18 protein-coding genes are annotated in these 21756 nt (G+C 58.0%); 7 read left to right on the top strand and 11 right to left on the bottom strand.

All coding sequences use genetic code 11. The features are described from left to right. Positions 1 to 84: 84 nt before the first annotated feature. The 5 genes from K6G35_RS21270 to K6G35_RS21250 all read left to right on the top strand — a co-directional run bounded on the left by K6G35_RS21270 (position 85) and on the right by K6G35_RS21250 (position 5147). Positions 85 to 753: a carboxymuconolactone decarboxylase family protein gene (locus K6G35_RS21270; RefSeq protein WP_495676999.1), complete on the top strand. Its 669-nt coding sequence runs from the start codon at positions 85 to 87 to the stop codon at positions 751 to 753. 844 nt (positions 754 to 1597) lie between these two features. Continuing rightward, positions 1598 to 2122 carry a transposase gene (locus tag K6G35_RS21265; RefSeq protein ID WP_205190082.1) on the top strand — a complete coding sequence of 175 codons (525 nt, stop codon included), beginning with the start codon at positions 1598 to 1600 and terminating at the stop codon, positions 2120 to 2122. Then, a complete protein-coding gene (gene tnpB, locus K6G35_RS21260; protein WP_205190083.1) occupies positions 2098 to 2448 on the top strand; it encodes an IS66 family insertion sequence element accessory protein TnpB in 351 nt (116 codons plus the stop codon). The genes K6G35_RS21265 and tnpB overlap by 25 nt, the downstream gene beginning before the upstream one ends. A 31-nt stretch (positions 2449 to 2479) precedes the next feature. Beyond that, entirely contained in the window at positions 2480 to 4018 is a 1539-nt protein-coding gene (tnpC, locus tag K6G35_RS21255) for an IS66 family transposase (protein ID WP_495677119.1), read from the top strand. 121 nt (positions 4019 to 4139) lie between these two features. Continuing rightward, a complete protein-coding gene (locus K6G35_RS21250) occupies positions 4140 to 5147 on the top strand; it encodes an alpha/beta hydrolase family protein (protein ID WP_495676998.1) in 1008 nt (335 codons plus the stop codon). A 137-nt stretch (positions 5148 to 5284) separates the two neighbouring features. On the opposite strand, the gene K6G35_RS21245 is transcribed toward K6G35_RS21250, so the two are convergent. The 8 genes from K6G35_RS21245 to K6G35_RS21210 form a co-directional block, all read right to left on the bottom strand. Continuing rightward, positions 5285 to 6529 carry a CaiB/BaiF CoA transferase family protein gene (locus K6G35_RS21245; protein ID WP_495676997.1) on the bottom strand — a complete coding sequence of 415 codons (1245 nt, stop codon included), beginning with the start codon at positions 6527 to 6529 and terminating at the stop codon, positions 5285 to 5287. A gap of 223 nt (positions 6530 to 6752) precedes the next feature. After that, positions 6753 to 7220 carry a MaoC/PaaZ C-terminal domain-containing protein gene (locus tag K6G35_RS21240; RefSeq protein WP_495676996.1) on the bottom strand — a complete coding sequence of 156 codons (468 nt, stop codon included), beginning with the start codon at positions 7218 to 7220 and terminating at the stop codon, positions 6753 to 6755. 33 nt (positions 7221 to 7253) lie between these two features. Next, positions 7254 to 8432, bottom strand: coding sequence for a thiolase C-terminal domain-containing protein (locus K6G35_RS21235; RefSeq protein WP_495676995.1), 1179 nt, complete (start codon positions 8430 to 8432; stop codon positions 7254 to 7256). Position 8433: 1 nt separating this feature from the next. After that, entirely contained in the window at positions 8434 to 8853 is a 420-nt protein-coding gene (locus K6G35_RS21230) for a Zn-ribbon domain-containing OB-fold protein (protein WP_495676994.1), read from the bottom strand. A gap of 21 nt (positions 8854 to 8874) precedes the next feature. Then, positions 8875 to 9351, bottom strand: coding sequence for a MaoC family dehydratase (locus tag K6G35_RS21225; protein WP_495676993.1), 477 nt, complete (start codon positions 9349 to 9351; stop codon positions 8875 to 8877). 13 nt (positions 9352 to 9364) lie between these two features. Further along, the gene (locus K6G35_RS21220; protein ID WP_495677118.1) at positions 9365 to 10555 is read right to left on the bottom strand and encodes an acyl-CoA dehydrogenase family protein; all 1191 of its coding nucleotides are present in this window, start codon (positions 10553 to 10555) and stop codon (positions 9365 to 9367) included. Positions 10556 to 10957: 402 nt separating this feature from the next. Then, positions 10958 to 12334 (bottom strand): MmgE/PrpD family protein, encoded by a 1377-nt coding sequence (locus tag K6G35_RS21215; protein WP_495676992.1) that lies wholly within the window; start codon positions 12332 to 12334, stop codon positions 10958 to 10960. A 2-nt stretch (positions 12335 to 12336) separates the two neighbouring features. Beyond that, positions 12337 to 13719 carry an MmgE/PrpD family protein gene (locus tag K6G35_RS21210; protein WP_495676991.1) on the bottom strand — a complete coding sequence of 461 codons (1383 nt, stop codon included), beginning with the start codon at positions 13717 to 13719 and terminating at the stop codon, positions 12337 to 12339. A gap of 225 nt (positions 13720 to 13944) precedes the next feature. Here K6G35_RS21210 and K6G35_RS21205 point away from each other — a divergent pair, with 225 nt between their 5' ends. Together K6G35_RS21205 and K6G35_RS21200 are read left to right on the top strand one after the other, a co-directional pair. After that, on the top strand, positions 13945 to 15303 hold the full coding sequence (locus K6G35_RS21205) for an MmgE/PrpD family protein (RefSeq protein ID WP_495676990.1): 1359 nt from the start codon (positions 13945 to 13947) through the stop codon (positions 15301 to 15303). Positions 15304 to 15443: 140 nt separating this feature from the next. Next, positions 15444 to 16946, top strand: coding sequence for an aldehyde dehydrogenase family protein (locus K6G35_RS21200; protein ID WP_495676989.1), 1503 nt, complete (start codon positions 15444 to 15446; stop codon positions 16944 to 16946). A gap of 69 nt (positions 16947 to 17015) precedes the next feature. Here the strand turns inward: K6G35_RS21200 and K6G35_RS21195 are convergent, their stop codons facing one another. From K6G35_RS21195 to K6G35_RS21185, 3 genes are all read right to left on the bottom strand, one after another. Continuing rightward, positions 17016 to 17972 carry a Bug family tripartite tricarboxylate transporter substrate binding protein gene (locus K6G35_RS21195; protein ID WP_495676988.1) on the bottom strand — a complete coding sequence of 319 codons (957 nt, stop codon included), beginning with the start codon at positions 17970 to 17972 and terminating at the stop codon, positions 17016 to 17018. 219 nt (positions 17973 to 18191) lie between these two features. After that, positions 18192 to 19805, bottom strand: coding sequence for a GMC family oxidoreductase (locus tag K6G35_RS21190; protein ID WP_495676987.1), 1614 nt, complete (start codon positions 19803 to 19805; stop codon positions 18192 to 18194). Between the two features lie 192 nt (positions 19806 to 19997). Then, positions 19998 to 21719, bottom strand: a complete 1722-nt coding sequence (locus K6G35_RS21185; protein WP_495676986.1) for a sigma-54 interaction domain-containing protein — start codon at positions 21717 to 21719, stop codon at positions 19998 to 20000. Positions 21720 to 21756: the final 37 nt, after the last annotated feature.

Raw genomic sequence — 21756 nt, 5'->3', positions numbered from 1 at the left:
TGCATGTCCCTTGCGTTGGCGGTCTCGCTCGGCTTGGCTGCTGCCGTGTGTCAAGCAGCACCAAACTCCCAAGAGTCGAAAACTATGTCAAACACAACTACTGCTTCGGAAACTCTTTCCGCCCAGCAGCAGGCTATCGTACCTATTGCTGCTCTTGCCTCTGCGGGCGACTTAGCAAAGCTTGCTACGGCCTTGAACCATGGGTTGGATGCAGGCCTCACGGTAAGTGATACGAGGGAGATCCTCGTACAGCTCTATGCCTACGCGGGATTTCCACGCAGTCTTAACGCGCTCACCGAGCTCATGAAAGTACTGGCGTCCCGAAAGGAGCGAGGTATTGTTGACGCTCTCGGCAAATCTCCCAGCAAGCCCGCTCCAAATGGTCAAGCTCTACTCTCTGCAGGAACCGCAAATCAGACCCAACTTTCGGGTGGTCCAGTAAAGGGCCCCCTGTTCGAGTTTGCCCCGGCGATTGACGAATACTTGAAGACGCACCTCTTCGGTGACATCTTCGAGCGCGACAATCTTGACTGGCAAAGCCGTGAGCTTGCCACCGTGGGAATGCTCTCCGCGCTCCCCGGAGTTGAGCCGCAGTTGCAAGCACATATGCGCATCAGCATGAACGTCGGCTTAACAGCAGGACAGCTGCTCCAACTCACACAGGTCTTGGCTGACCAAGTGGATGCAGAAAGCGCACGTCGAGCTAGGGAAGCTCTCAACCGACAACTAGCGACCACTTCAGGGACGAAGTAACGGCCTTTAGGGCCGCGTTCTTTGCATCATACTTGCGCAGGCAGTGTAGGGTTGCTCGTCCACTGCCTGCGGCTCGCAAAATTCTCCGCTCGGAAACGGCGGTTACACTCCAAATCACCGGTCCTTCACAATGCACCTCTACGTCGGTGAACCATTCGCCCGCTGATTTCAATCTGGGTTGCAGTCGCGGGATCAGATTTGTCAAGCTTCACCTTGCCTGTTCGGAGCAACTTTCCTGCGCGCCACCAAGGTATGACTTCGACATCAATATGATCGCCAGGCCTTTGCAGCGCAGCATAAACCGGTCCGTTGTGCAGCGGAGATCGGACGATGAAAAGCTTGCAGCCAAAGTTGAGTAACTCGACAATGCGACGCCGATGGGAAGAAAGCGCCATGGGTACGCGCGTGCCTATGCACCGTGGGATTTGACTAGAGGAAACTACTTACAATTCCTGTGCCAGCCACCACATTCCGGAGCCGCTCCTCTCTGAGCGCGTCAAGGACCTTCTATCTTTGCGGCACTTGTCCATCCTCAGCCACGTTGGCTCAATGCCGGACTATCTCTGTAGTCAGGCACGCCGCGACAAGCCCAATGACTTCGGCAACGACAGAGATGCCTGCGGCAAAGACATGTCGTTGCAAGAGGCACCGGCGCGTAAGAGTTTACCCACTGAAACTTCATGGTTAGAGGACTGGCATCGGTCTTGCGACGTCGACCACGCGCAGGCACCAAGACCATAAGACCAAAGAAAATCGAACATTCGTAAGCCGTCCTTCAAACACGCCCTACCGAGGTAGTCGATGAGTAGGGATGATGGTGTCCACCTACACAAGGTGGACACCTATGGAACAGACGATCCCTGAGTTGAGAGTGCTTGAATCGCGCAAGGACGGCCGTCGCAAGTTCGACGAGCAAAGCAAACGCGCGTTGGTTGAGGCCTGCCTGAAGCCGGGCACATCGGTCGCCCGCATGGCGCAGACCTGCGGCGTCAACGCCAATCTGCTGCGCAAGTGGATCACGCGGTATCTGATGGAGCGGGAGCAAGCGTGGCAGGAGGCAACGCAGCCGCCCCAAGCGGTCATACCCGAAGCACCGGACGCGGGCCACCTCGATGGTGTGTGTATCGACATCCCGGCTCAGCCGGCAAGTGAAGCCACGGCAAGCCAGGCCGCGACTGCGTTTGTACCGGTCGTGACAGCGTCTGCGCCAAGGGCGACAGCGCCGCAACCACAGGCCCTGACCGTTGCTCTGCACGTGCGGCTTCCCAATGGAGTCGAGTTCGATCTGAACGAGGCGAACATCGAGGCCATGGCGGCGATCATCCAGATGCTGGGGAGGCAGCCATGTTTCGGTTCGACGACGGCCTGAAGGTCTTTCTGCATCGCGAGGCCGTGGACTTCCGTCTGGGCATCAACGGCCTGTCGATCCTGGTCGAGCAGGCGATGTCGCTCAATCCGATGGCACAGGCACTGTACGTGTTCGGCAATCGCCGGCGCGACCGCATCAAGATCCTCGGCTGGGACGGCAACGGCTTCTGGATGTTGCTCAAACGCCTGGAAGCCGACCGCTTCATCTGGCCCGACACGGTCGACGTCGTCAAGCTGAGCGTCGAGCAGTTGCACTGGTTGCTGGACGGCATCGACATTGCCGTCGTCAAGAAGCATCCGCAGCGTTTCTACGCACGCGCGAGCTGAACTGCACATGGGCATGTCGGTCCAAGCCGACATGCCCATCACAATCAGCGCCGAAGAACTCCAGGAACTGCTCGCAGAGCGCGATGCTCTGCGCAGAGAGTTGCGGCTGGTTAAGGCCGAACGTGATCTCGCCGAGGAGCGGCTGCGGGCCTACCGCCGCGAACTGTTCGGCGCGACCAGCGAGGCTCGCGATGCAGGCCAGCTCGGTCTGTTCAACGAAGCCGAAGCCCTGACGGCCGGCGCGCAACCGGCACTGGAAGATGTGCCCGGCACAAAGGTCGCCGCACACACGCGCAAGAAGCGCGGCCGCAAGCCCCTGGACCCCAATCTGCCGCGCGAGGTGGTGCGCCACGACCTGCCCGAGTCCGAGCGCTTCTGCGCGAACGATGGTCATGCTCTGGTCGAGATCGGTGTCGAGACCAGCGAGCAGCTCGACGTGATTCCCGAACAGGTCCGCGTCATCCAGCACCAGCGCGTCAAGTACGCCTGCCCGTGCTGCGATCTGGGCATCAAGGTCACGCCGGCACCGGCACGCATCATCCCCCGTGGCCTGTTCACCGAATCGGCGCTGGCGTGGATTGCCACCGGCAAGTACCAGTTTGGTATGCCGCTGTACCGCCAAGCCGGCTTGCTGCGCCGCTTCGGCGGCGACATCTCGGCCAACACGATTGCCGCCAGCATGGTACGCGTTGGCTTGGCCGTGCAGCCCGTGATCAACCTGATGCGCGACACGCTGTTCGAGTCGGATCTGATCCATGGCGACGAGACGACCTTCCAGGTTCTGAAGGAGCCAGGACGGCGAGCGCAGGCCAAGAGCTATGTCTGGGTGCAAATGAACGGCTCGGGGCCGCCCGTGCGGCTGTTCAGCTACGCCCCTGGGCGTGGTGCGGCGCATGCCAAGGCGATCTATGCTGGCATCCGTCCCGGCACGGCATTGATCACCGACGGCTATGAACTCTACAACGGCCTGGCGCTGGACAACCAGCTCGTCCACTTGGGCTGCTGGGCCCACGCGCGCCGCGGCTTCATCAAGGCCGAGGAGGCGGTGCCGAAGGCGGCACGCACCCCGCAGTTGACGGCCACGCGCTTCGTCAAGCTCGTCGGCAGGCTGTTCGCGGCAGAAGCACGTTCGGCAGACTGGTCACCGGCGCGCAGACAACGGCTGCGCCAGCGCTACAGCACGCACGTCCTGTGGGCGATCGAGGCGCTGCTGCGCGAGCAGTTGCCAATCGTGGTGCCGGGCAGCCTCTTGGGCCGCGCAATGCAGTATCTCCACGGCCAGTGGCCCAAGCTCGTGCGCTACGTGGAGGATGGCACATGGCCGATCTCCAACAATCCCTGCGAGAACGCGATCCGCCCGTTTGTTCTCGGAAGAAAGGGATGGCTGTTCGCGACGACCGTGGCTGGCGCCAACGCCAGTGCCAATCTCTACTCGCTGGTCGAAACCTGCAAGGCCAACGGTATCGACTCGTACCAGTATCTCGTCTGGCTGTTCAGGAAACTCCCGTTGGCGACGACTGCCGATGACTACGCTGCTCTCTTGCCTTGGGCTATGCCTGCAACGTGCTGAGAGGCGTTGCTGAAGGACTGCTTACGAACATTCTCCATCTATGACATTAGGAATCATTCGACGGTTGAGCGCGACGGCCATTGCCTCAGCCATTGCTTCGACTCCGCTCTCTCAGATCGCCATGGCACAAGATCTCAACACCATTCAAATTCCCGATTCTCCGCTATCGCTTCGTTCGAGGGGAAGCACCTTCATCGGTGGAAGCAACGTCGAGCAGAGTTTCGTTGAGCTGGGAAGCCGCCGTCCGGCCGACCATGTGACCATTGGACAAATGTATGTCGAGTTCATGGTGCCTACCGGCCCCCTAAAAGCGCCGGTGATTATGGTGCATGGCGCAGGGTTAAGCGGCAACAGCTTCGACACAACCCCTGATGGTCGCATGGGCTGGTATGAGTACTTTGTCCGCCAAGCCCATCCTACATACGTAGTCGACCAAGTTGGCCGCGCTCGCTCTGGCTTCAATCAAGCTGTATTCAATAACGTCGGAGCCGGTCTCGCCCTGGCTAAAGATCTGCCGAACATTACGCGCATGGGCGATCTCCATGCTGCGTGGATTAACTTCCGGTTTGGTCCGCAAGACGGCGTTGCTTTTGAAGATACCAAATACCCCATTGGGGCGGTCTCAGAATTATCGCGACAGGGCATTCCGGACTTGTCAACTTCGCTGCCGAACCCGAATCCGAACTACGAGGCTCTCTCGGCGTTAGCGAAACAAGTGAAGGGCGCGGTTTTGCTCAGTCATTCGCAGTCGGGGAACTTTCCCCTGGAGACAGCCTTGCTGGATACCGCCGTCATAAAGGCCGCTGTTCTCGTCGAACCTGGTAGCTGCGGTGGGGACTCGTACACCGATGAACAGATCGTCAAGCTTGCAACTGTCCCGGTCCTCGTTGTCTACGGAGATCACCTCTCTGCGCCAACCGGTCTGCCTGGCCCGGGTTGGCAGGAACGCTTTGACGAATGTGAGCGCCTAATCGCGCGCCTGCGCAAGGCAGGAGGTAAAGCAGATATGCTGCACCCTCCTCGGCTCGGAATCCCTGGCAATAGCCACATGATCATGCAAGACACCAACAACCTTCAGATTGCCGACTTCATTCTGCAGTGGATTGACGGCCATACCAAAGCTAGATAACGGTATATACGTAGCGAAGCAACTGATCGTTGCCTCGCTCGAAGACGATGCGTGCTCGCCGCTCTACACGCGTACGAGCGCACGACGAAGGCTCAGCGTACCGGTTTCACGGAGCCTTCCTCGGTACCAATTCCACGTTACGACGTCGCTAAGGTCTTCGACCGTCCAAAGGCTCCAGCTTCCTCAAGCAGAGAGATGTCTTCCTCGGAAATTCCCAATTCTCGAAAGAGAACTTCTTCCCTATGCTCGCCTAGTTGCGGAACGAGATCACTGCCGTCGGCCGGTTGAAAGCCGGTAGGGTCCACAGGCAAAAGCATCGTGCCGCCGATCCCATCACGGACTACGCGGAGAGCCCCCCGAGCACGCATGTATTCGTTGCTGCCAATTTCCGCCATGGTCAGAATGCTGGCCACAGGTACGTCCACCGCGTTTAGCTTTTCAACAATTTCCTCGCGGCTATAGCGCCGCGTAAACGAGTCAGTAATCTGATGCACCTCATGCTGGCGCTTCGCGCGCTCGACATAGGTCTCGTAACGTGGATCTACCCCCAGTTCCGGGCGTCCCATAGCTTCGCATAGGCGTTTCCAAAAGTCATCGCGATTAACACCAATGTTCACGAACCCGTCGGAAGCTGGAAACGCACCATAGGGTACGCCGTGGAAGTTATTCGAGCCCGCGAACGCCCTGAGTTCCTCACTCGCCGATTGTTCACGAGCAAGCGCAACACTTACCATAGGCAGTGCGCACTCAACCATACTCAGATCCAGAATCCTTCCCAAGCCGTGCTTCTCCTGGTTGCGCAGCGCAAGCAGGATTGCAGAGTGGGCTGTCATCCCGGCGAGAATGTCACCCATTGCGAAGCCGCACCACACAGGATCGCCATCATGATTTCGAGTCAGACTGGTAGTACCAGACATCGCCTCCGCAACCATCGCGAGTCCGGCCCTGTCAGCGTACTTGCCTGCTCGGCTTAGGCCAAAGCCCGAAATACACGCAATTACCAGCCGAGGATATCGAGAAAGCAACTCCTCGGGATGGAGTCCCAACCGTTTAAGTGCGCCGCCACGCATATTAGTCAACAGCACATCGGTGGTCTTCAAGAGATCATGGAATGTACTAAGACCCTGAGGATTCTTGAGATCCAAGCTGATGCTTTGTTTGCCGCGGTTGAGCGCGCCAAAGTACCCAGAGATCGTCTTGCCCTCGGACTCACGCATCGGTTCACGATGGCGCGTCAACTCACCCTCAGGGGGTTCGACTTTTATTACGGTGGCGCCTTCTTCGGCAAGCAACTGCCCGCAGTACGGGCCGGCAATCAAGTGCGAAAGTTCAATGACCTTGACACCTCGAAGAGGGTGTGGAGTGGGCGTAATTGAATTCATTGCGTTTCTCTGGTGGCTGGGAGCGGTGAGTTCAGAGCTCCTGGACCTAAAGCTGGCCGCCGAGATATCGTTGCCTTTCCAGCCGGATAGCGGCAAAGTCGGAGCGATGGGTGGCGGCCATACCCTAGCCAAATATTCGAATACGTCTGCAAAAAAGAACTTCCGCGCGAAAAGCGCATCTGAGGGACGTGCCAAGCACGAACGACTGCGCGGAGTGCTTCCACTACTTCGGGCGTCGTCGGTACAAGAATGTCGTCCTCATCTCCTGGGCGACAGTTCCATCCTGTTTAAGAACCTCCCGTTGGACCACGACCACGCCTCGATCCGGCTTGCTCGTCTCCTTCTTCTCCAATACTCGAACGCGCGCACGGATGGTATCGCCGTGCTTCACGGGCGCCAACATCCGCCACTGGTCATTCTGCAGTAATGCAATCAGTGTTCCGTCGTTGACACCGCTGGCATACTGCAGGCCAGCCATAACGGCGTAGACGAGGGGTCCGTGGGCAATAGGCTCTTCAAATTGGGTGGTCTTACAGTATTCGAAGTTCGTATGAACTTCGTTAAAATCCCCAGACAAGCAGGCGAAATTCACGATATCCGTGAGCGTGATCGTGCGAGCCGGGCTGATAAACTCCTGCCCGACTTCAAAATCCTCGAAGTATTTGCCGCGGGCTGCGGTTGCAATGGTCATGGCATACCTACTGAATGGAAATTGATCGGGAACTCAGCCTCTGCCGTTTGCGAGAATGACGGTGCAGTGCGACGACAGGATGCCGCCCTCATTGTGGACAAGGGCGACTTCGGCACCGTCGACTTGGCGCGTACCCAAGCCTCCTCGCAACTGGCGCACTGCCTCGACAATGCCAAACAGCCCACCCGCAGCGCCGGCATGTGCATGAGACAACATGCCACCATGCGTGTTGACCGGTAGCGTTCCGCCGATTCCTGCATGCCCCTCAGCGAAGAACGCGCCTCCCTCTCCCCGATCCACGAAACCCAGCTCTTCAAGTTCTAGGAGCGGCACAATCGAAAAGCAGTCGTAGAGTTGTGCAACGTCAATGTCACGCGGCCCAAGTCCCGCCATCTCGTAGGCGACGCGCCCCGATTCCGTTGCACCGAACTCCGTCAGACTTGGCGCGCACATCAGGTGCTCATGAGTGTGGTATTCGCCGATACCCTGCAAATAGATCGGCTTGCACTGCAGGTCACGGGCGCGCTCCGCAGACGTGACGATGAATGCGCCTCCTGCATCGGAGATTAGACAGCAATCAAGCATGCCCAATGGGTCAGCAATCGGCTTTGCGCCCAAGACGTCGTCCAGCCCTATCGGCGTCTTCATATGGGCGTTCGGGTGCAGCAAGGCGTGCTTGCGTGTCTGTACGGCGACTTGTGCTAGCTGCTCACGGGTCGTGCCATAAACATGCATGTGCCGCTGCGCAATCATGGCGTAGTACCCGGGAATTGACCCGCCGTAGGGCTGTTCGAAATATGGATGACCTACCGCCAACAGATTGCTAACCGTCGCGTCACGCGACTGCCCGGTAGCTCTGTTCTCCCCCGCGCAGACCAGGATCGTCTCGGCCTGGCCCGCAGCGATAGCTTCAGCTGCGTGCTTGAGCATCACTGCCGGACTTGCGCCTCCGACCACCATTGATGCGTTGTAGCGAGGCTTCAGCCCGAGGTATTCGCACAAGACCGAGCCAAGCATGAAGTACGGTTCTGTGAAAGAGTACGCCGTCAGTACACCGTCAATATCGGCTGCTTTCAGCCCGGCATCGTCAATCGCGATACGTGCGGCTTGTGCGTTCAGGCCAAGTCCGGACATATGTGGCACACGACCGATCTCGGATTCTCCTACGCCGACAATAGCCACCTTATTTTTAAGGGACGCGATCTTCTTCATTTCAGGCTCCGCGCGTGGTGATCCGCTCGAACTGTGGAATTAGAGCGCCGTCACCGCGGTCTTCAAAAACTACTTGAACGGCGTCACCCATCGCCACGGAAAGCGCATCCTCACCAAGGATATTGGCCATCATGCGCGGGCCCTCGTCCAGTTCAATCAAGGCAATGACATAGGGCACACGGGAGGCAAACGCGGGATCGGACGCCCGACGGACCACGCTGAAGCTATGGACTCGACCAGACCCCTTCGCTTCAACCCATGCAAGGTCATCAGACCAGCATGACGGGCACAGGTGTCGTGGCATGAAGTGAAGTTCGCCGCAGGCGTTGCATTTGCGGATGACTAACCGCTGCTCCCGGGCGGCGTTCCAGTAGATCTGCGAATCAGCATTGACAACTGGCTTCGGCAATGTTGCTTGCACTTTTGTCCTCCTCAAGCTCTATCAGTTGACGACGCCGCTTGGCTCGACGTACGCGCGGGTACGGATCATCCGCGTGGAGTCGTACGTCACAACCACTTCGCCGCGTTGGTTCTTCACTTCATGCATGGTGGTCACCACGCCGCGGTCGTCCTTGCTCGTCTGCCGCTTCGACTGCAACCGAACGTGAACACTGATCGTGTCTCCAGCGAACACGGGCTTCAGGAACTTCGGAGTCAATTCCATCAGGAATATGCCTCGCCGCCTGGTCAGCCCTGCCCTCAATACAGCGCCCTCGGCCAGACACAGCACATGCAGCCCAGGTGCCATGCGCGCGCCGTACTCCGGTGAAGACTCGACATAGCTTCGGTCTGTAAAAGTCGGCGTATGGAACTCGTGGAGTTCGACGAACCCAGCAATGCCATCCTCTGCGACCGGCACTTCGGCAGATTCGTATCGCCAGTCGTCCGTGTAGTCTTCGAAGTAGAGACCTTCGTTCATATCCACTCCAGACTCAGTAGGAACGCGGCAGCCCAAGTACGTGCTGGCTTACGTAGTTCAGGACCATGTTCGGCGAGATCGGGGCAATCTGAAACACGCGGGTATCACGGAAGCGACGCTCGATGTGGTACTCCTTGGCCAGCCCGAAGCCACCGTGCGTCTGCATACAGACATTGGCGAGTTCCCAGGACGCGTCGGACGCGAGCATTTTCGCGATGTTGGCGTCTCCACCACACGGTTCACGTCGGTCGAATTTCTCCGCGGCCTTCCAGCGCAGGGCATCCGCTGCCTCCAGATGCGCGTAGCCCAGAGCGATGGGAAATTGCACGCCCTGGTTCGCGCCGATTGGTTTGCCAAACAACACACGTTCTTTGGCGTAATTGACCGCCTTATTCACGAACCATCGGCCGTCGCCGATGGCTTCAGACGCGATGATGATGCGTTCGGCATTCAGACCGTCGAGCAGGTACTTGAAGCCCTTACCTTCCTCTCCAATGAGAGACGTCTCGGGCACGCGCATGTTGTCGTAGAAGACCTCGAACGTATGATGGTTGAACATCACGTCGATCTTGCGACTCGTGTATTGCTTCGGATCGACCTCTCGCTTGTCGACCAGGAATGCTGAAATTCCCTGATGCGGCTTGGCCGGATCTTTCGGCGGGCTGGTACGCGCGAACACCATGAAGGCGTCGGTGTAGTCGAAGCGCGACGTCCAGAGCTTCTGCCCAGTAATTACCCACTCGTTGCCATCACGCCAAGCTTTCGTTTGAAGCTTCGCGGTGTCCGTGCCAGCGTTAGGCTCCGTTAGGGAGAACGACTGCAGACGCACTCGGCCTGCGCACACTTCCTCCAGGATCTTGCGCTTTTGTTCACCAGTACCGTGGCGAGCGAGAATCCCCATCATGAACATCTGGCCATGGATCATGGAACCGACGCCGCCTGATCGGTGCATCTCTTCGACGATGACACAGGCCTCGCGTAGGCCCAATCCCATACCGCCGTACTCTTCGGGAATCATTACGGTATGCAACTTGGCGTCCATCAACGCCTTGATGTAGTCATGCGGGAACGCCTCTTCCTTATCGAGCTTCGCAAAGTACTCGTCGCCAAAGTTTCGCGTGACCGCTTGAGTGGCCTGGAGTACGTCATCCAGCGTGACGCCATGGGAGATGTTCGGTTCGATGGAGATTGGGATAGCGGACATGTTGGTTTCCTTGGTTTCACTGCATCTAGACATCACGACGGGCAATGTCGTTGGTTCCATCGATGTCTGGTGCTGTGGAGTCAAGTTTCAAATTCACGGCACCAAAAGTCGAGTCGCTTTTTTTGGGCATATCGGTAAGCTACGCTTACGCTCTTCGCAGGCCGCACGTGAACGCAGAGCGCCAATAAAAGATGGCGGTGCCCAACTGTCAGGCGCGGGCGCATTTTTTTAATCACATGGAGGAACTGACAGACGCCGATGAATCGGCCAGGAAAAAGCAGCCAGGAAAAGGCGTGGCAGACTGCTTAGAACGAGGGCGCGAGACGCCACCGTGGACGTGCGTCCGCACTACGGCGGTCGTGGTGCAGCTATAAGTTGAGTCGGGGCGACGGCCCCGACAGATTACTTCTCAGGAACGCTACAAATGGTATCAACGAGTTGCGAAACGTCGGTGAGCCGATCTACCGACCACAGTATCTCCAAGGCTCGGCGCGCCATCTTCTCGCTTCCCCAGGGGCGGTACAGCTCCTGGAACTTTGATTCCAAGTCGGCATCGGTCAGGGGATTCGCAACGCTGCCCCTGGGATCTTCCTGCAAATGGCTGAATGAGGAACCGTCTTTCAACCGTAGGTGGATCCGGCAGCGAGAATGCTCAGGGAACGCACTCGTCATGTCATCTGATCGGCGAACTTGAATACGGCTCATCAGATGCCGAATCTGAGGATCTTCCAAGCGCGGCCGTTCATAGTCGGCAGAGATGAGCCTGCCATTCAACAACGCTACAGCAATCGTAAAAGGCAAACTGTGATCCGCCGTTTCGCGGTTCGTCGGCGCCCACCGCGTTGGGTCACCGGCCATAGCGCGAAACGCAGCCTCATAGGTTTCCACCTCAATTGCGTCGATGACATCGATCGCCTGGATACCTTGTAGTGGTAGCCTGTCTCGCAATGCTAACGCGGCGTCGACAGCAGCCTGCCCGTGGTAGCAAACCGGGTGGAACTTGAGATGTGTACCGACTATGAGCGGTATCTCACTGATCCCGGCCTTCCAGTCCAGCTCACCCACGACGTCGCGGAAGCCGCCAGTCCCTTCTACCACTGCAGTCGGCCCGGTAATACCCTCGCGAGCCAGCAGCGCTGCAAAGATACCGTGGCGGGCACCATTAGGACCGGCGCAGCTCTTCCAATCGGAAAGTCTCCCCGTACGGACGTTGTAGAGTTGCACACCTGAAGACAGGGCCAGCGATATCGCTGCCCCGACCTTGTCTTGATCTAGACCAAGCAACCGCGCGGCCCCCGCGGCTGAACCGGCCGCAGCGCACGTGGCCTGGTCGACAGCGCGGGCTGCCAGCGCCGCACTGTCGCAAAGGCCGCAGTAGACTTCATACGCGACGACGACGGCGGTGACCAAAGATTCACCACTAAGACTGTAAGCATCTGCCAGCGCGACGAGCCCCCCTATCATGTCGCTCGGGTGCCCGTTACTTCTGCCGAGGTGGGTATCGTTGTAGTCCTGATAGCGCAGCATCGTTCCGTTGGCGAACGCCGCCATCTCTATGGACGTGCGCTGGCCACTTCCCCAGATGCGCGCACCCGGCACTCCGGCATAGTTTGCGGAAAATCTACGGACAGTTTCGCAGAACGGTTCAGGATAAGCCGCTGCAGCACACGCCACGCTATCTATGATGCGGCGCCGGCATTCGTGGACCGCCCGTTCAGGGAAACTCTTGAATTCTGCACCCGCAACGTAGCGGGCAATACCTACAGTCGTGGCGTCCATGCTCAGCTCAGTACGCGCAGGATATCGGTCGCATCGTCGAGATCCTCGATATGTCGGATCATCTCCTGGGCCTGCCGAATTCCATCGCTAGAAGGTGGTGCCGCAGCAAGCTCCGCTCCAGATCGGAACTTTTCGTTGAGATACTCCCATGTCATGGGGCACTCAATGTCACCGGGAACGTTTTCTCCCACTCTCGACAGAGTGCGTCCGTCTCGGGTGACAATATCAAGGCGCCCCTTCGGAAGCGTCGTCTTCCAGTCAAAGCTCTCGTCCACAACGTGGGACACCTTTTGCGCGGTCGCGAGCACCTGCGGGTCCTTAAGTGCCTCACCAAAGAAGTCGGAGATCTTCACTTGGCCCTTGGTCGCGGCTAACGCGACGCAGAAGGGAATGCTGAACTTGGCGTCCACAGATGTCGCCGGGCGCCGCCGGCTTTCGATTGGCTCGCACAACTGCTTCTGGAAATCGCCAACGTTCACGCGGATCTGTTCAATGTCTCCGACCGTCAGCTTGTGCTCCTTCATCAGTTCCAGCGTGGCATGAATGAAGCCGTGAGAGGCGCCACAGGAAGGCCAAGGCTTGTAGAGAATCGACCCACCGTCATAACTCTCGCCGAGACCCTTCACCATATTTTCCCGGTCGTATTCACCGTCAAAGTAGACATTGAAGAAGCCGGCCTTGCCTTCGAACATGGTTTTGACACCACTGACACCCTTTTCGGCCAACATCGCAGCGAGCACGGCGCCCTTTGTCGTGAATCCGGCATACATGCCTCGCAGATCGCTGCCAACACCATATGCCAACTCGAGGGTGCCACAGCATTGCATTCCGGCAATTCCGATGGCATCGACAATCTGGTCGCGATTCAGTCTTAGCACATGAGCCGCAGCCGCAGCCGCCGAGTAGACTCCAATCACTGTCGTGAGGTGCCAATCCTGCCGGTTTGCGACGTTACGCCGGATACGCAAAAACATGTCTTGCCCGGCGGCGACGGCCGCAACTAGATCCTGCCCGGAGACACCCCCGGAGCGCTCCGCGAGAGCGAAAACCGCAGGGACGATAGAGCTACTCGGATGATGGCCCTCGGGCGCGTGATCATCAAAGTCCAGGCAGTGCGCCAGCGCACCGTTATGAAATGCCGCCCAAAGCGCTGGAGCTCGTCCCCCGAAGCCAAGCAAAGAACTCTCCTCAGCCCCGCCGGCTTCACGTACCAACGAATTCACCCCCTTTACGGCTGGCTCGACTCCGGTGGCCGCCAGCATTACGCCCAGGGTATCGAGGATGCTCTTCTTGGCCCCTTCAACAGCGGCAGCGGGAAGATTGGAATATTGCGTGTTGGCGACAAACGTGGCGAACTCGTGCGACAGGTCAACTGCTTGTGTCATAGGGGCGTGTCTCCGTATAAGGCGGCCTTAGTTTCTCCCCATTGTCAATAGATGCCCACCGGCATGTCGAGTCAGTTCTTCTTTGGCCAGCGTAAGTTCCGCTAACCATCACCTTCCAGTTCCACGCTCGTAAGGGACGCTTACGCTTGCATCCATGAAAAGCGACTGGCTCTGCGCCGCCCTGCCGTCCGATACTCGACGCCTCTATAACTTACCCATCTCACCATGGATATCGCCAATCTGCTCGCATCAAATGCCGTTAGCCGCGAATTCGGGAAACTGCGCGACGAGACGATCGACGCCACTGTCGACGGTCTAATCGACAGCCTTGCTTGCGCACTTGCGGGTCTGCACGCGCCAGGTTTGACGGAGGCTCGTACGGCTCTGGCCCGATGGGGCACGGGAAATTGCACCGTGTGGGGGGGCTTCGGCCACGCCAGCGCTCCGGTTGCTGCATTCCTTAACGCGGTCAGCATGCACGCGCTGGACTACGACGACACCGATGACAAAGTGCCTCTGCACGCCAATGGGATGGTGCTGCCAGGTCTTATTGCCGACGTTGAAGACATTGGCTCCGACTGCGACGGCCGGGAGTTTCTTGCCGCGGCGGCCGTCGGAGTCGATGGAGCCATGCGTATCGGTCGTGCTGGCGGCCCAAAAGGCTCGCGTGGATGGAACTACAGCGTGATCAGCGGTTCCGTTGGAGCGGTCCTTGCCATAGCCCGACTACGCCGCTGGGATACGGATACCACCGTCAACGCGCTGGGCCACCAACTCACACAAACGGCCGGCAGTCTGCAGTCGATTATCGACGGTAGTCTCGCCAAACGGTTTCAGCCAGCTCAGATGGTCAAGAATGTCGTTATGTCGGTCGCACTCGCTCAGGCAGGCATTGATGGACCGCGAAACGTTTTTGAAGGCAAGGCCGGCTTCGCAAACTTGTACCAGGATGGGAAGTTCGATCTCGACGCAGTTCGCGACGACATTGAACAGTGCAGCCTCCCCGAGGACCTGAGCCTGAAACCGTACCCCGCATGCCGTTTCACCCACGCGCCGATTGACCTTTCCCTGCAACTCCATGCGGAAGGCCTGCGTCCCAGCGATATCAAACAGATCCGCATTCGTGTAAGCGGTCAGGCGGTGAACATGGTTGGACGCAAGTTCGACTACCGCAACGCCGGCGTCGTAGACGCGCAGTTCAGCATTGCCTACACCGTTGCCGTCGGCCTGGAACGCGGTGGCGTGCGCATTGCCGACTTCACAGAGGACGCGATTCGGGATGAGGGGGTCGGTACTTTCGCCGCAGAACGCATCACTATCGAAGCCGATGAGACCTTGCCATTCCTGGGCATGGTGCCTGTGGCCTTCGAAGTTTCACTCTCCAATGGCAAGCAGCTTCTCGTCGAAACCGGTGATGTATGTGGCAGTCCTAGCAAGCGTATGTCGGCTCCGCAACTGAGAGATAAGGTTATCGACTGTCTAGATTACGGCCACGCATCGGTGAAGGCCGACGAGTTGATCCGCGCCGTGCATGGGTTACGCGATGGCGCACCGTTCTCCACGGTGCTGCGCCTCATTGCATGACCCAGCTTCTCCGCCCTTTTGACGACCGCTCGTGAAGCGGAGTACATCAATCCAACGCAAGGCATAGCCGGTCGCTGAACGCCTGTTGCGTTCGGTCGCCCGGCGTGCCTTGCTTTGCCTTGCAGCAAACATATCGATCCATGCCTCCACATTCAAGCACCGAAAATGCCCTCTTCGTTCCCGGTCAGGAGAACGCGCTGGGCTGGATTCTCGCAGGGCCCAAGAAGCTTCTGATTGATGGAGAATGGGTAGAATCCGCATCCGGCCACAGATTCGAGACATTAGATCCCTCCACCGAGAAATCGCTCACGTATGTTGCACAAGCCGATGCCGAAGACATAGACAGGGCTGTAATTGCAGCGCGTCGCACATTGGTTGGTCCCTCATGGTCCGCGATATCGCCACATCAACGGGCGCAGTATCTGCTGAGAATCGCTGACGCCGTGGAGCGCCATGCCGATGAACTCGCGGCGATCGAGACCTACGACAACGGTATGCCATACCTGGCCAGCCAGGCACGCATTCCTCACATTGCGGAGACTTTCCGCTATTACGCCGGCTGGGCGAGCAAAATCCTAGGCACAACGAATCCAAGTGATGCTTCGCGGTTCATCCACATGCTGCGCGAGCCGATGGGCGTCTGTGCATTGATCAATGCTTGGAATGTCCCGCTTGCCATGGCAGCTGCCAAAATCGCGCCGGCACTTGCCTGCGGCAATACAGCGGTGTTGAAGCCTGCGGAGCAGGCGCCGCTGTCGACTTTGCGTCTGGCCGAACTTATCCAGGAGTGCGGACTTCCGCCTGGCGTCCTCAACGTTGTTCCCGGCTTGGGCCCGATCGCTGGCGCCGCCATGTCTGCGCATATGGACGTCGACAAGATTGCGTTCACAGGCTCGACTAACGTCGGCAGGCAAATTCTGCAGGCCGCCGCGGGAAACATGAAGAAGGTGACTCTGGAGTTGGGCGGGAAATCACCAAACATCATCTTCTCCGACGCGGATCTTGAAGCAGCTTCAGTAGCTGCCGTGGCCGGATTTTGCCGAAACTCGGGACAAGTTTGCTCGTCCGGAAGTCGGCTCTTGGTGCAGAAAGACATTTACGAAGCCGTGGTAGATCGAGTATGTGCACTGGCAGCAGGGTACAAGGTGGGCCAGCCATTCTCCGTGGACACAGCACTAGGCCCGCTGATTTCTGCACAGCAGATGGATCGAGTGCTTACGTACATAGACGTCGGCACGCGCGAAGGCGCACAGCTCCGATATGGGGGCTCCCGGATAGGCACCAGTGGCTATTTCGTAGGCCCTACAGTATTCGCCCATGTCGATAACCAAATGACGATCGCGCAGGAAGAGATTTTCGGGCCCGTGCTATCGGTCATCCCCTTCAAAGACGAGCGCGACGCGGTGATCCTGGGCAATGATTCAATATATGGACTAGCGGCAGCAGTGTGGTCTACAGACATTAGCCGTGCCCACCGCGTGGCGCGCTCGCTCAAGTCTGGCCGTGTCTGGATCAACACGTACGGCGATTCCGACCCAGTGATGTCCACGGGCGGCTATAAGCAATCTGGGTTCGGCCGTGAGTACGGTGCCGAGTCGATTGAGGCCTACACTCAAACAAAGTCCGTACTCATGAAGCTTTGAATCTTCCCGGCGGTGGGCCACGGCGCCCGCCCGCCGCGGCCTCTCCCTTGTCAGCATTCTTCCCTCTAGTTACTCCTTCACGAAGCCAAGGGTCTTCGTAAGCTTCTCCATATCCGACAACTCACGCTTCAATTGAGCGTCGAACTGCTCCGGAGAAAGCTCCATCACTTGACCGCCGTCCTCGTGTGCGCGTTCAATCATCTTCCTGCTTTGCAGAACATTCCGTAACGCACTCGATAGTTTGTATACGACCTCCTTGGGTGTGCCGGAAGGTGCGAGCAACCCCAACCATAGATCGTATGAGTACCTCGCTATCCCCTGTTCCTGCACAGTCGGCGTGCCAGGCAACACGTCGAGCCGGGTGGACGACGTCACGGCCAATACGCGCAATCGCCCCGACTTTACGTTCGGCCCAGCACTACCGTAACTGTCAAACATCACGTCAGCACGACCCGCAACCAAATCTGGCATCGCCGCCGCGTTCCCTTTGTACGGGACCTGGTGCATCTGGATACCGGCTTGCTGCATCAGCATTGACATTGCAAGGCTTGAAGTACTGCCCTTTCCACCCGTTGCGTAATAAAGCGTGCCCGGGCTTTTGCGCGCCGTGGCGATAACGTCGGAGGCACTGCGGTACGGTTTGTCCGTCGCCGTCAACAAGAGGTATGGAAACTTGACCATTGGCCCAATGCCGGCAAAGTCCTTGCTCAGATCGTAGCCAGGCTCAGCCTTTGTGGCCGGCAATGTCGTGATGGTGCTCGCTGCAGCCAGCAACGTGTAGCCATCAGCGGGCGCCCGCTTGGCCTCACGGATCCCTACCAAGCCTTCTGCGCCAGGCTTGTTCTCCACGATGACAGGCTGACCAAGCCGTTCGCTCAGGCCCTGTGCTACAAGGCGCGTTGTAATGTCCAGTTGGCCACCAGGTGAGGAATGCACGATGATCCTCAGTGGCTTACTTGGAAATTGGTCCGCAACAGCGTCAGTCCCGATGAACAGCAAGGACATCCCTGTCAATGCAATCGACATACTCTTTCCACCTAGACATATCTTTTCACCCGGGCGGCGAGCCTCTTTTCGACATCCAAGCCTATCTGTTCTCATCAGTTTGTCTCCTTTCTGCGGACGATTGCACTCCCGCCTCGCTCAGGTGAGAACCTGAGATGGCGTCCATATAAAGCTTGCTTTCTGATGTTCCCCGTGACAGCCACCATTCGTGCTGCGGGAGGAAAACGGAGATCTGCGGGGTCAGCCTGTGGCGTCTGCCAGGATCATATCGGCGCCCTTCTCACCAATCATGATCGTCGGGGCATTCGTATTGCCCGACGTCACTGTCGGCATAATCGAGGCGTCAATGACGCGCAATCGATCCACACCATGCACACGTAGCCGCTCGTCTACGACTGCCATGTCGTCTTTCCCCATCTTGCAGCTACCCGCTTGGTGGTAGGCGCATTTGGCAGTCGATTGGATGTACTCAGCGAGCTGTTCGTCTGTTGTGAACGCCGAACCTGGCGCTAGCTCCCCCCTAATGCTGCAGGCAATCGGCTCTGTGGCCAGAATCTCCCGGACCTTCCTCAGCCCAGAGATCATCGCGCGAAGGTCGCCTTCCGTCGCCAAATAATTGGGATAAAACGCTGGAGCGCAGAGGGGATCGGCGGACTTAAGAACAAGCTCGCCGCGGGATTCAGGGCGCACCCGATAAACTGTCGCGCCGATTGCGTTCTCGGCATCCACTGCCGCCCGACCTTCGTCGTTGAAGGTGAATGTCATTGGACGAAAGCTGATTTCCAGGTCTCCATAGTCGATACTGGCATCGCTACGCATGAATGCAGCTGCCTGAGACGAACCCAGTGCGAGATAGCCGCTATGCGTCAGCATGTACTGCGCGCCGCTCCAGAGTTTTCTCCATCCCAACAGGTTTCGGTTATACGAACAATGCGGAACGGTCTTCGCCTTAACTTGGACGGAACAATGGTCCTGCAAGTTCTTGCCGACGCCGGGCAGGTGGAACACGGTTTCTATGCCCTCCCGTCGCAGCTGCTCTCCATCGCCGATGCCCGACAGCATCAGGATGTGCGGCGATCCCAGCGCACCTGCACATAAGATGACTTCACGCGTCGCGAAGACCGACCGGATGGATCGGTCTTCCAAGAACTCCACCCCTTTTGCAGTGCGCCCTTGCATGAGTACGCGTCGCACATGCGAAGCCGTTACCACTTTCAAGTTCTGTCGGCTCGTCACCGGCGCAATGTAGGCATCGAACGCGGAATGCCGACGACCCTTGCGTATGGTCGCCTGCAGCACCCCCACACCCTCCTCACCCGCACAGCTTAGGTCCTCGACGTAGGGGATACCTGCGCGGCGCGATGCCTCGATGAACTCTATGACCGACGGATGATTCACTGCAGGGTCACTAACATAGAGGGGGCCCTCGTTTCCTCTCACGTCGCTCTTGCCGCGCTCATTGTGTTCGGCGCGAAGAAAGTATGGCAACACATCGTCCCATCCCCAACCAGCGTTGCCGAGGCTCTTCCAGTGGTCATAGTCACGGCGGTTTCCGCGTGTATACACCATTCCATTGATGGCACTGCTGCCACCCAGCGTCTTTCCGCGCGGCCAGTAGATCCGTCGATTTCCCAGCGTGGATACAGGCTCAGTGAAGAACCTCCAATTGTGCGACTTCGAAAGGAACATATTCGCCATTCCCGCAGGCGTTTTGATCCAAAAGCTGCCCGGAGACGGCCCCGCCTCTAGCAGCATTACCCGCACGTTCGGATCGTCAGAAAGGCGACGAGCCACCGCGCATCCGGCAGAGCCCGCGCCAACCACGATGTAGTCCCAGGAATCATTTATAGTCATCGTGCCAATCTAGTGTAGTTGCTGTTTCTGTAAGGCATGGGGTTCTGGCGCCCCGCAGGAATCGTACATGCCAGGTACAACCGCAAATGATTCTTGGCGGGGAAGCGCAAGTCGGGCGGATCCCAAACGGATAGAGAACCGCGTCGTCAGCAACCCGCTGTCTGAGGGGAAGTGCTTACTTGCGGATACAGCTCAGCCAAGTGTGACGGCCGTGGTCTCATCTTCCAGATAGGAATTCTGACGCGTGCTATCGTGAGCCGCCGTCGCGCTCCTAGCACTCTCTATCAAACTCAACCGCTTATAGAGATACGAACGGGAGATTCCAAGTTGCTCTGCCACTCGAGACTTGTTTCCGCCAGTGCGCCGCATAGCCTCGATGATCATCTCTGACTCCACCCGCTCGGTAGCGCGACGAATTTCGTACTTGTTCTGGACGTACGTATTCTTTGTACCGACCTCAGACGTGAGCTCGACGCTATCAAGGTTGGTGAAGTCGCTGATAGTAAGCACATCCCCGTCGCAGAAGATGGCCGCCCGGTCAACTTCATGCTGAAGTTGACGAATGTTTCCGGGCCAAGCACGTGATCTCAGAAATTGAATGGCGGACTCCGAAATCGACTTCTTTGGGCTGTCATGCCGAACGGAGAACGCCTTCAAGAAGCTCTCGACCAATTCTGGAATGTCATCCAGCCGCTCGCGCAAGGGCGGCAAACGAAGCGTAACCGCGCTAATACGGTAGAAAAGATCGAGCCGGAAACTCGCATCCGCGATCATGGCACTGAAGTTGCGATTGCTGGCAGAAACAAGTCTGAAATTGGAGTGCTGGGCGCCATCACCTCCGATTCGCTCGAAGCGGCCATCTTGAAGGACTCGCAGGAGCTTCACCTGCATGTCTACTGGCATGTCTCCAATTTCGTCGAGAAAGAGTGTGCCGTTGTCTGCCGCTTCGAACTTTCCCTTTCGTCCCTTGCGGTCCGCACCTGTGAAGGCACCAGATTCGTAGCCAAACAACTCACTCTCGACAAGATTCGACGGCATCGCAGCAGCATTGACCAAGACAAGCGGCTTGTCGCTACGCGCGCTTAGCTTGTGGATGGCATGCGCGACCATTTCCTTGCCAGTACCACTTTCCCCCGTCAGCAGCACCGGCACGTCTAGTGGTGCAAGCCGCAGGATATCGTCCTTGAGACGTCGCACCGCGCGACTACTACCAACGATGTGGTCAAGCCCATAGTTCCGATTTCGGATACCTGAAAGCTCTTGCTTGTAAAAATCCCGCTCCTGCTTCACGTGGTTCAGTTCGAGAGTGAGCTGCCGGATGGATTCCGGCCCCTTGAACATCACCTGTCCGACCGCAGCGACCACCCGATTCTGGCGGTCGAGAACTGGAAAGCGAGAGACGACGCGGGTGATGCCGTTCATCTCCTGCAACTGCGCAAACTGCCCCTTCCCTGTAACAGCTACCTCATGTAAGCGGGTATTCTCGATTACAGCACTCACTTGCTTACCAACCGCCTCTCCATGCTTGATGCCGAAAAAGCGCTCGTGAACGGGGCTCATGTAGGTAATTCTTCCCCCGCCATCCACTACAACCATCGCCTTGTACGGGTCGGTGATGAGATGGCGAAGGATATCCTCCGCAGAATCCACGCTCGCGAGAAACTCACTCAGACCGTCGGCTTCCCGAGAATCGAAGACCAGAAAGCAGACCGCATCCTTCGTCGGGATTGCGGCAACCGCCAATGGCCGATGCAGTTCCGTCAGGGCTGACAATCGCTTGACTGGCACGCACCCTCGGTTCTGCCAAAGTCTGCAGAGGGATTGGCAGACCAACAAGTCTCTGCCCAGTCCGCTGGAAAAGATGATTGCCCCAACCTCATCCAGGACGAGAATACCTTCCGGTTCACGATTCATGTTCAAACACCATGGTCGTCCGCTTCCTCAATGGCCC

Source organism: Cupriavidus sp. HY129, assembly GCF_059492215.1.
The sequence above is the reverse complement of the archived record's forward strand: the minus strand, read 5'-3'. Positions and strand labels throughout refer to the sequence as shown.

What these genes read in the sequence shown, in the direction of transcription:
- K6G35_RS21250 (WP_495676998.1), top strand. Translation starts at nt 4,140, where the DNA reads ATGGCACAAGATCTCAACACCATTCAAATTCCCGATTCTCCGCTATCG.
- K6G35_RS21210 (WP_495676991.1), bottom strand. Translation starts at nt 13,719, where the DNA reads ATGACACAAGCAGTTGACCTGTCGCACGAGTTCGCCACGTTTGTCGCC.
- K6G35_RS21235 (WP_495676995.1), bottom strand. Translation starts at nt 8,432, where the DNA reads ATGAAGAAGATCGCGTCCCTTAAAAATAAGGTGGCTATTGTCGGCGTA.
- K6G35_RS21205 (WP_495676990.1), top strand. Translation starts at nt 13,945, where the DNA reads ATGGATATCGCCAATCTGCTCGCATCAAATGCCGTTAGCCGCGAATTC.
- K6G35_RS21185 (WP_495676986.1), bottom strand. Translation starts at nt 21,719, where the DNA reads ATGAATCGTGAACCGGAAGGTATTCTCGTCCTGGATGAGGTTGGGGCA.
- K6G35_RS21195 (WP_495676988.1), bottom strand. Translation starts at nt 17,972, where the DNA reads ATGTCGATTGCATTGACAGGGATGTCCTTGCTGTTCATCGGGACTGAC.
- K6G35_RS21270 (WP_495676999.1), top strand. Translation starts at nt 85, where the DNA reads ATGTCAAACACAACTACTGCTTCGGAAACTCTTTCCGCCCAGCAGCAG.
- tnpB (WP_205190083.1), top strand. Translation starts at nt 2,098, where the DNA reads ATGTTTCGGTTCGACGACGGCCTGAAGGTCTTTCTGCATCGCGAGGCC.
- K6G35_RS21240 (WP_495676996.1), bottom strand. Translation starts at nt 7,220, where the DNA reads ATGACCATTGCAACCGCAGCCCGCGGCAAATACTTCGAGGATTTTGAA.
- tnpC (WP_495677119.1), top strand. Translation starts at nt 2,480, where the DNA reads ATGCCCATCACAATCAGCGCCGAAGAACTCCAGGAACTGCTCGCAGAG.
- K6G35_RS21220 (WP_495677118.1), bottom strand. Translation starts at nt 10,555, where the DNA reads ATGTCCGCTATCCCAATCTCCATCGAACCGAACATCTCCCATGGCGTC.
- K6G35_RS21265 (WP_205190082.1), top strand. Translation starts at nt 1,598, where the DNA reads ATGGAACAGACGATCCCTGAGTTGAGAGTGCTTGAATCGCGCAAGGAC.
- K6G35_RS21215 (WP_495676992.1), bottom strand. Translation starts at nt 12,334, where the DNA reads ATGGACGCCACGACTGTAGGTATTGCCCGCTACGTTGCGGGTGCAGAA.
- K6G35_RS21200 (WP_495676989.1), top strand. Translation starts at nt 15,444, where the DNA reads ATGCCTCCACATTCAAGCACCGAAAATGCCCTCTTCGTTCCCGGTCAG.
- K6G35_RS21245 (WP_495676997.1), bottom strand. Translation starts at nt 6,529, where the DNA reads ATGAATTCAATTACGCCCACTCCACACCCTCTTCGAGGTGTCAAGGTC.
- K6G35_RS21190 (WP_495676987.1), bottom strand. Translation starts at nt 19,805, where the DNA reads ATGACTATAAATGATTCCTGGGACTACATCGTGGTTGGCGCGGGCTCT.
- K6G35_RS21225 (WP_495676993.1), bottom strand. Translation starts at nt 9,351, where the DNA reads ATGAACGAAGGTCTCTACTTCGAAGACTACACGGACGACTGGCGATAC.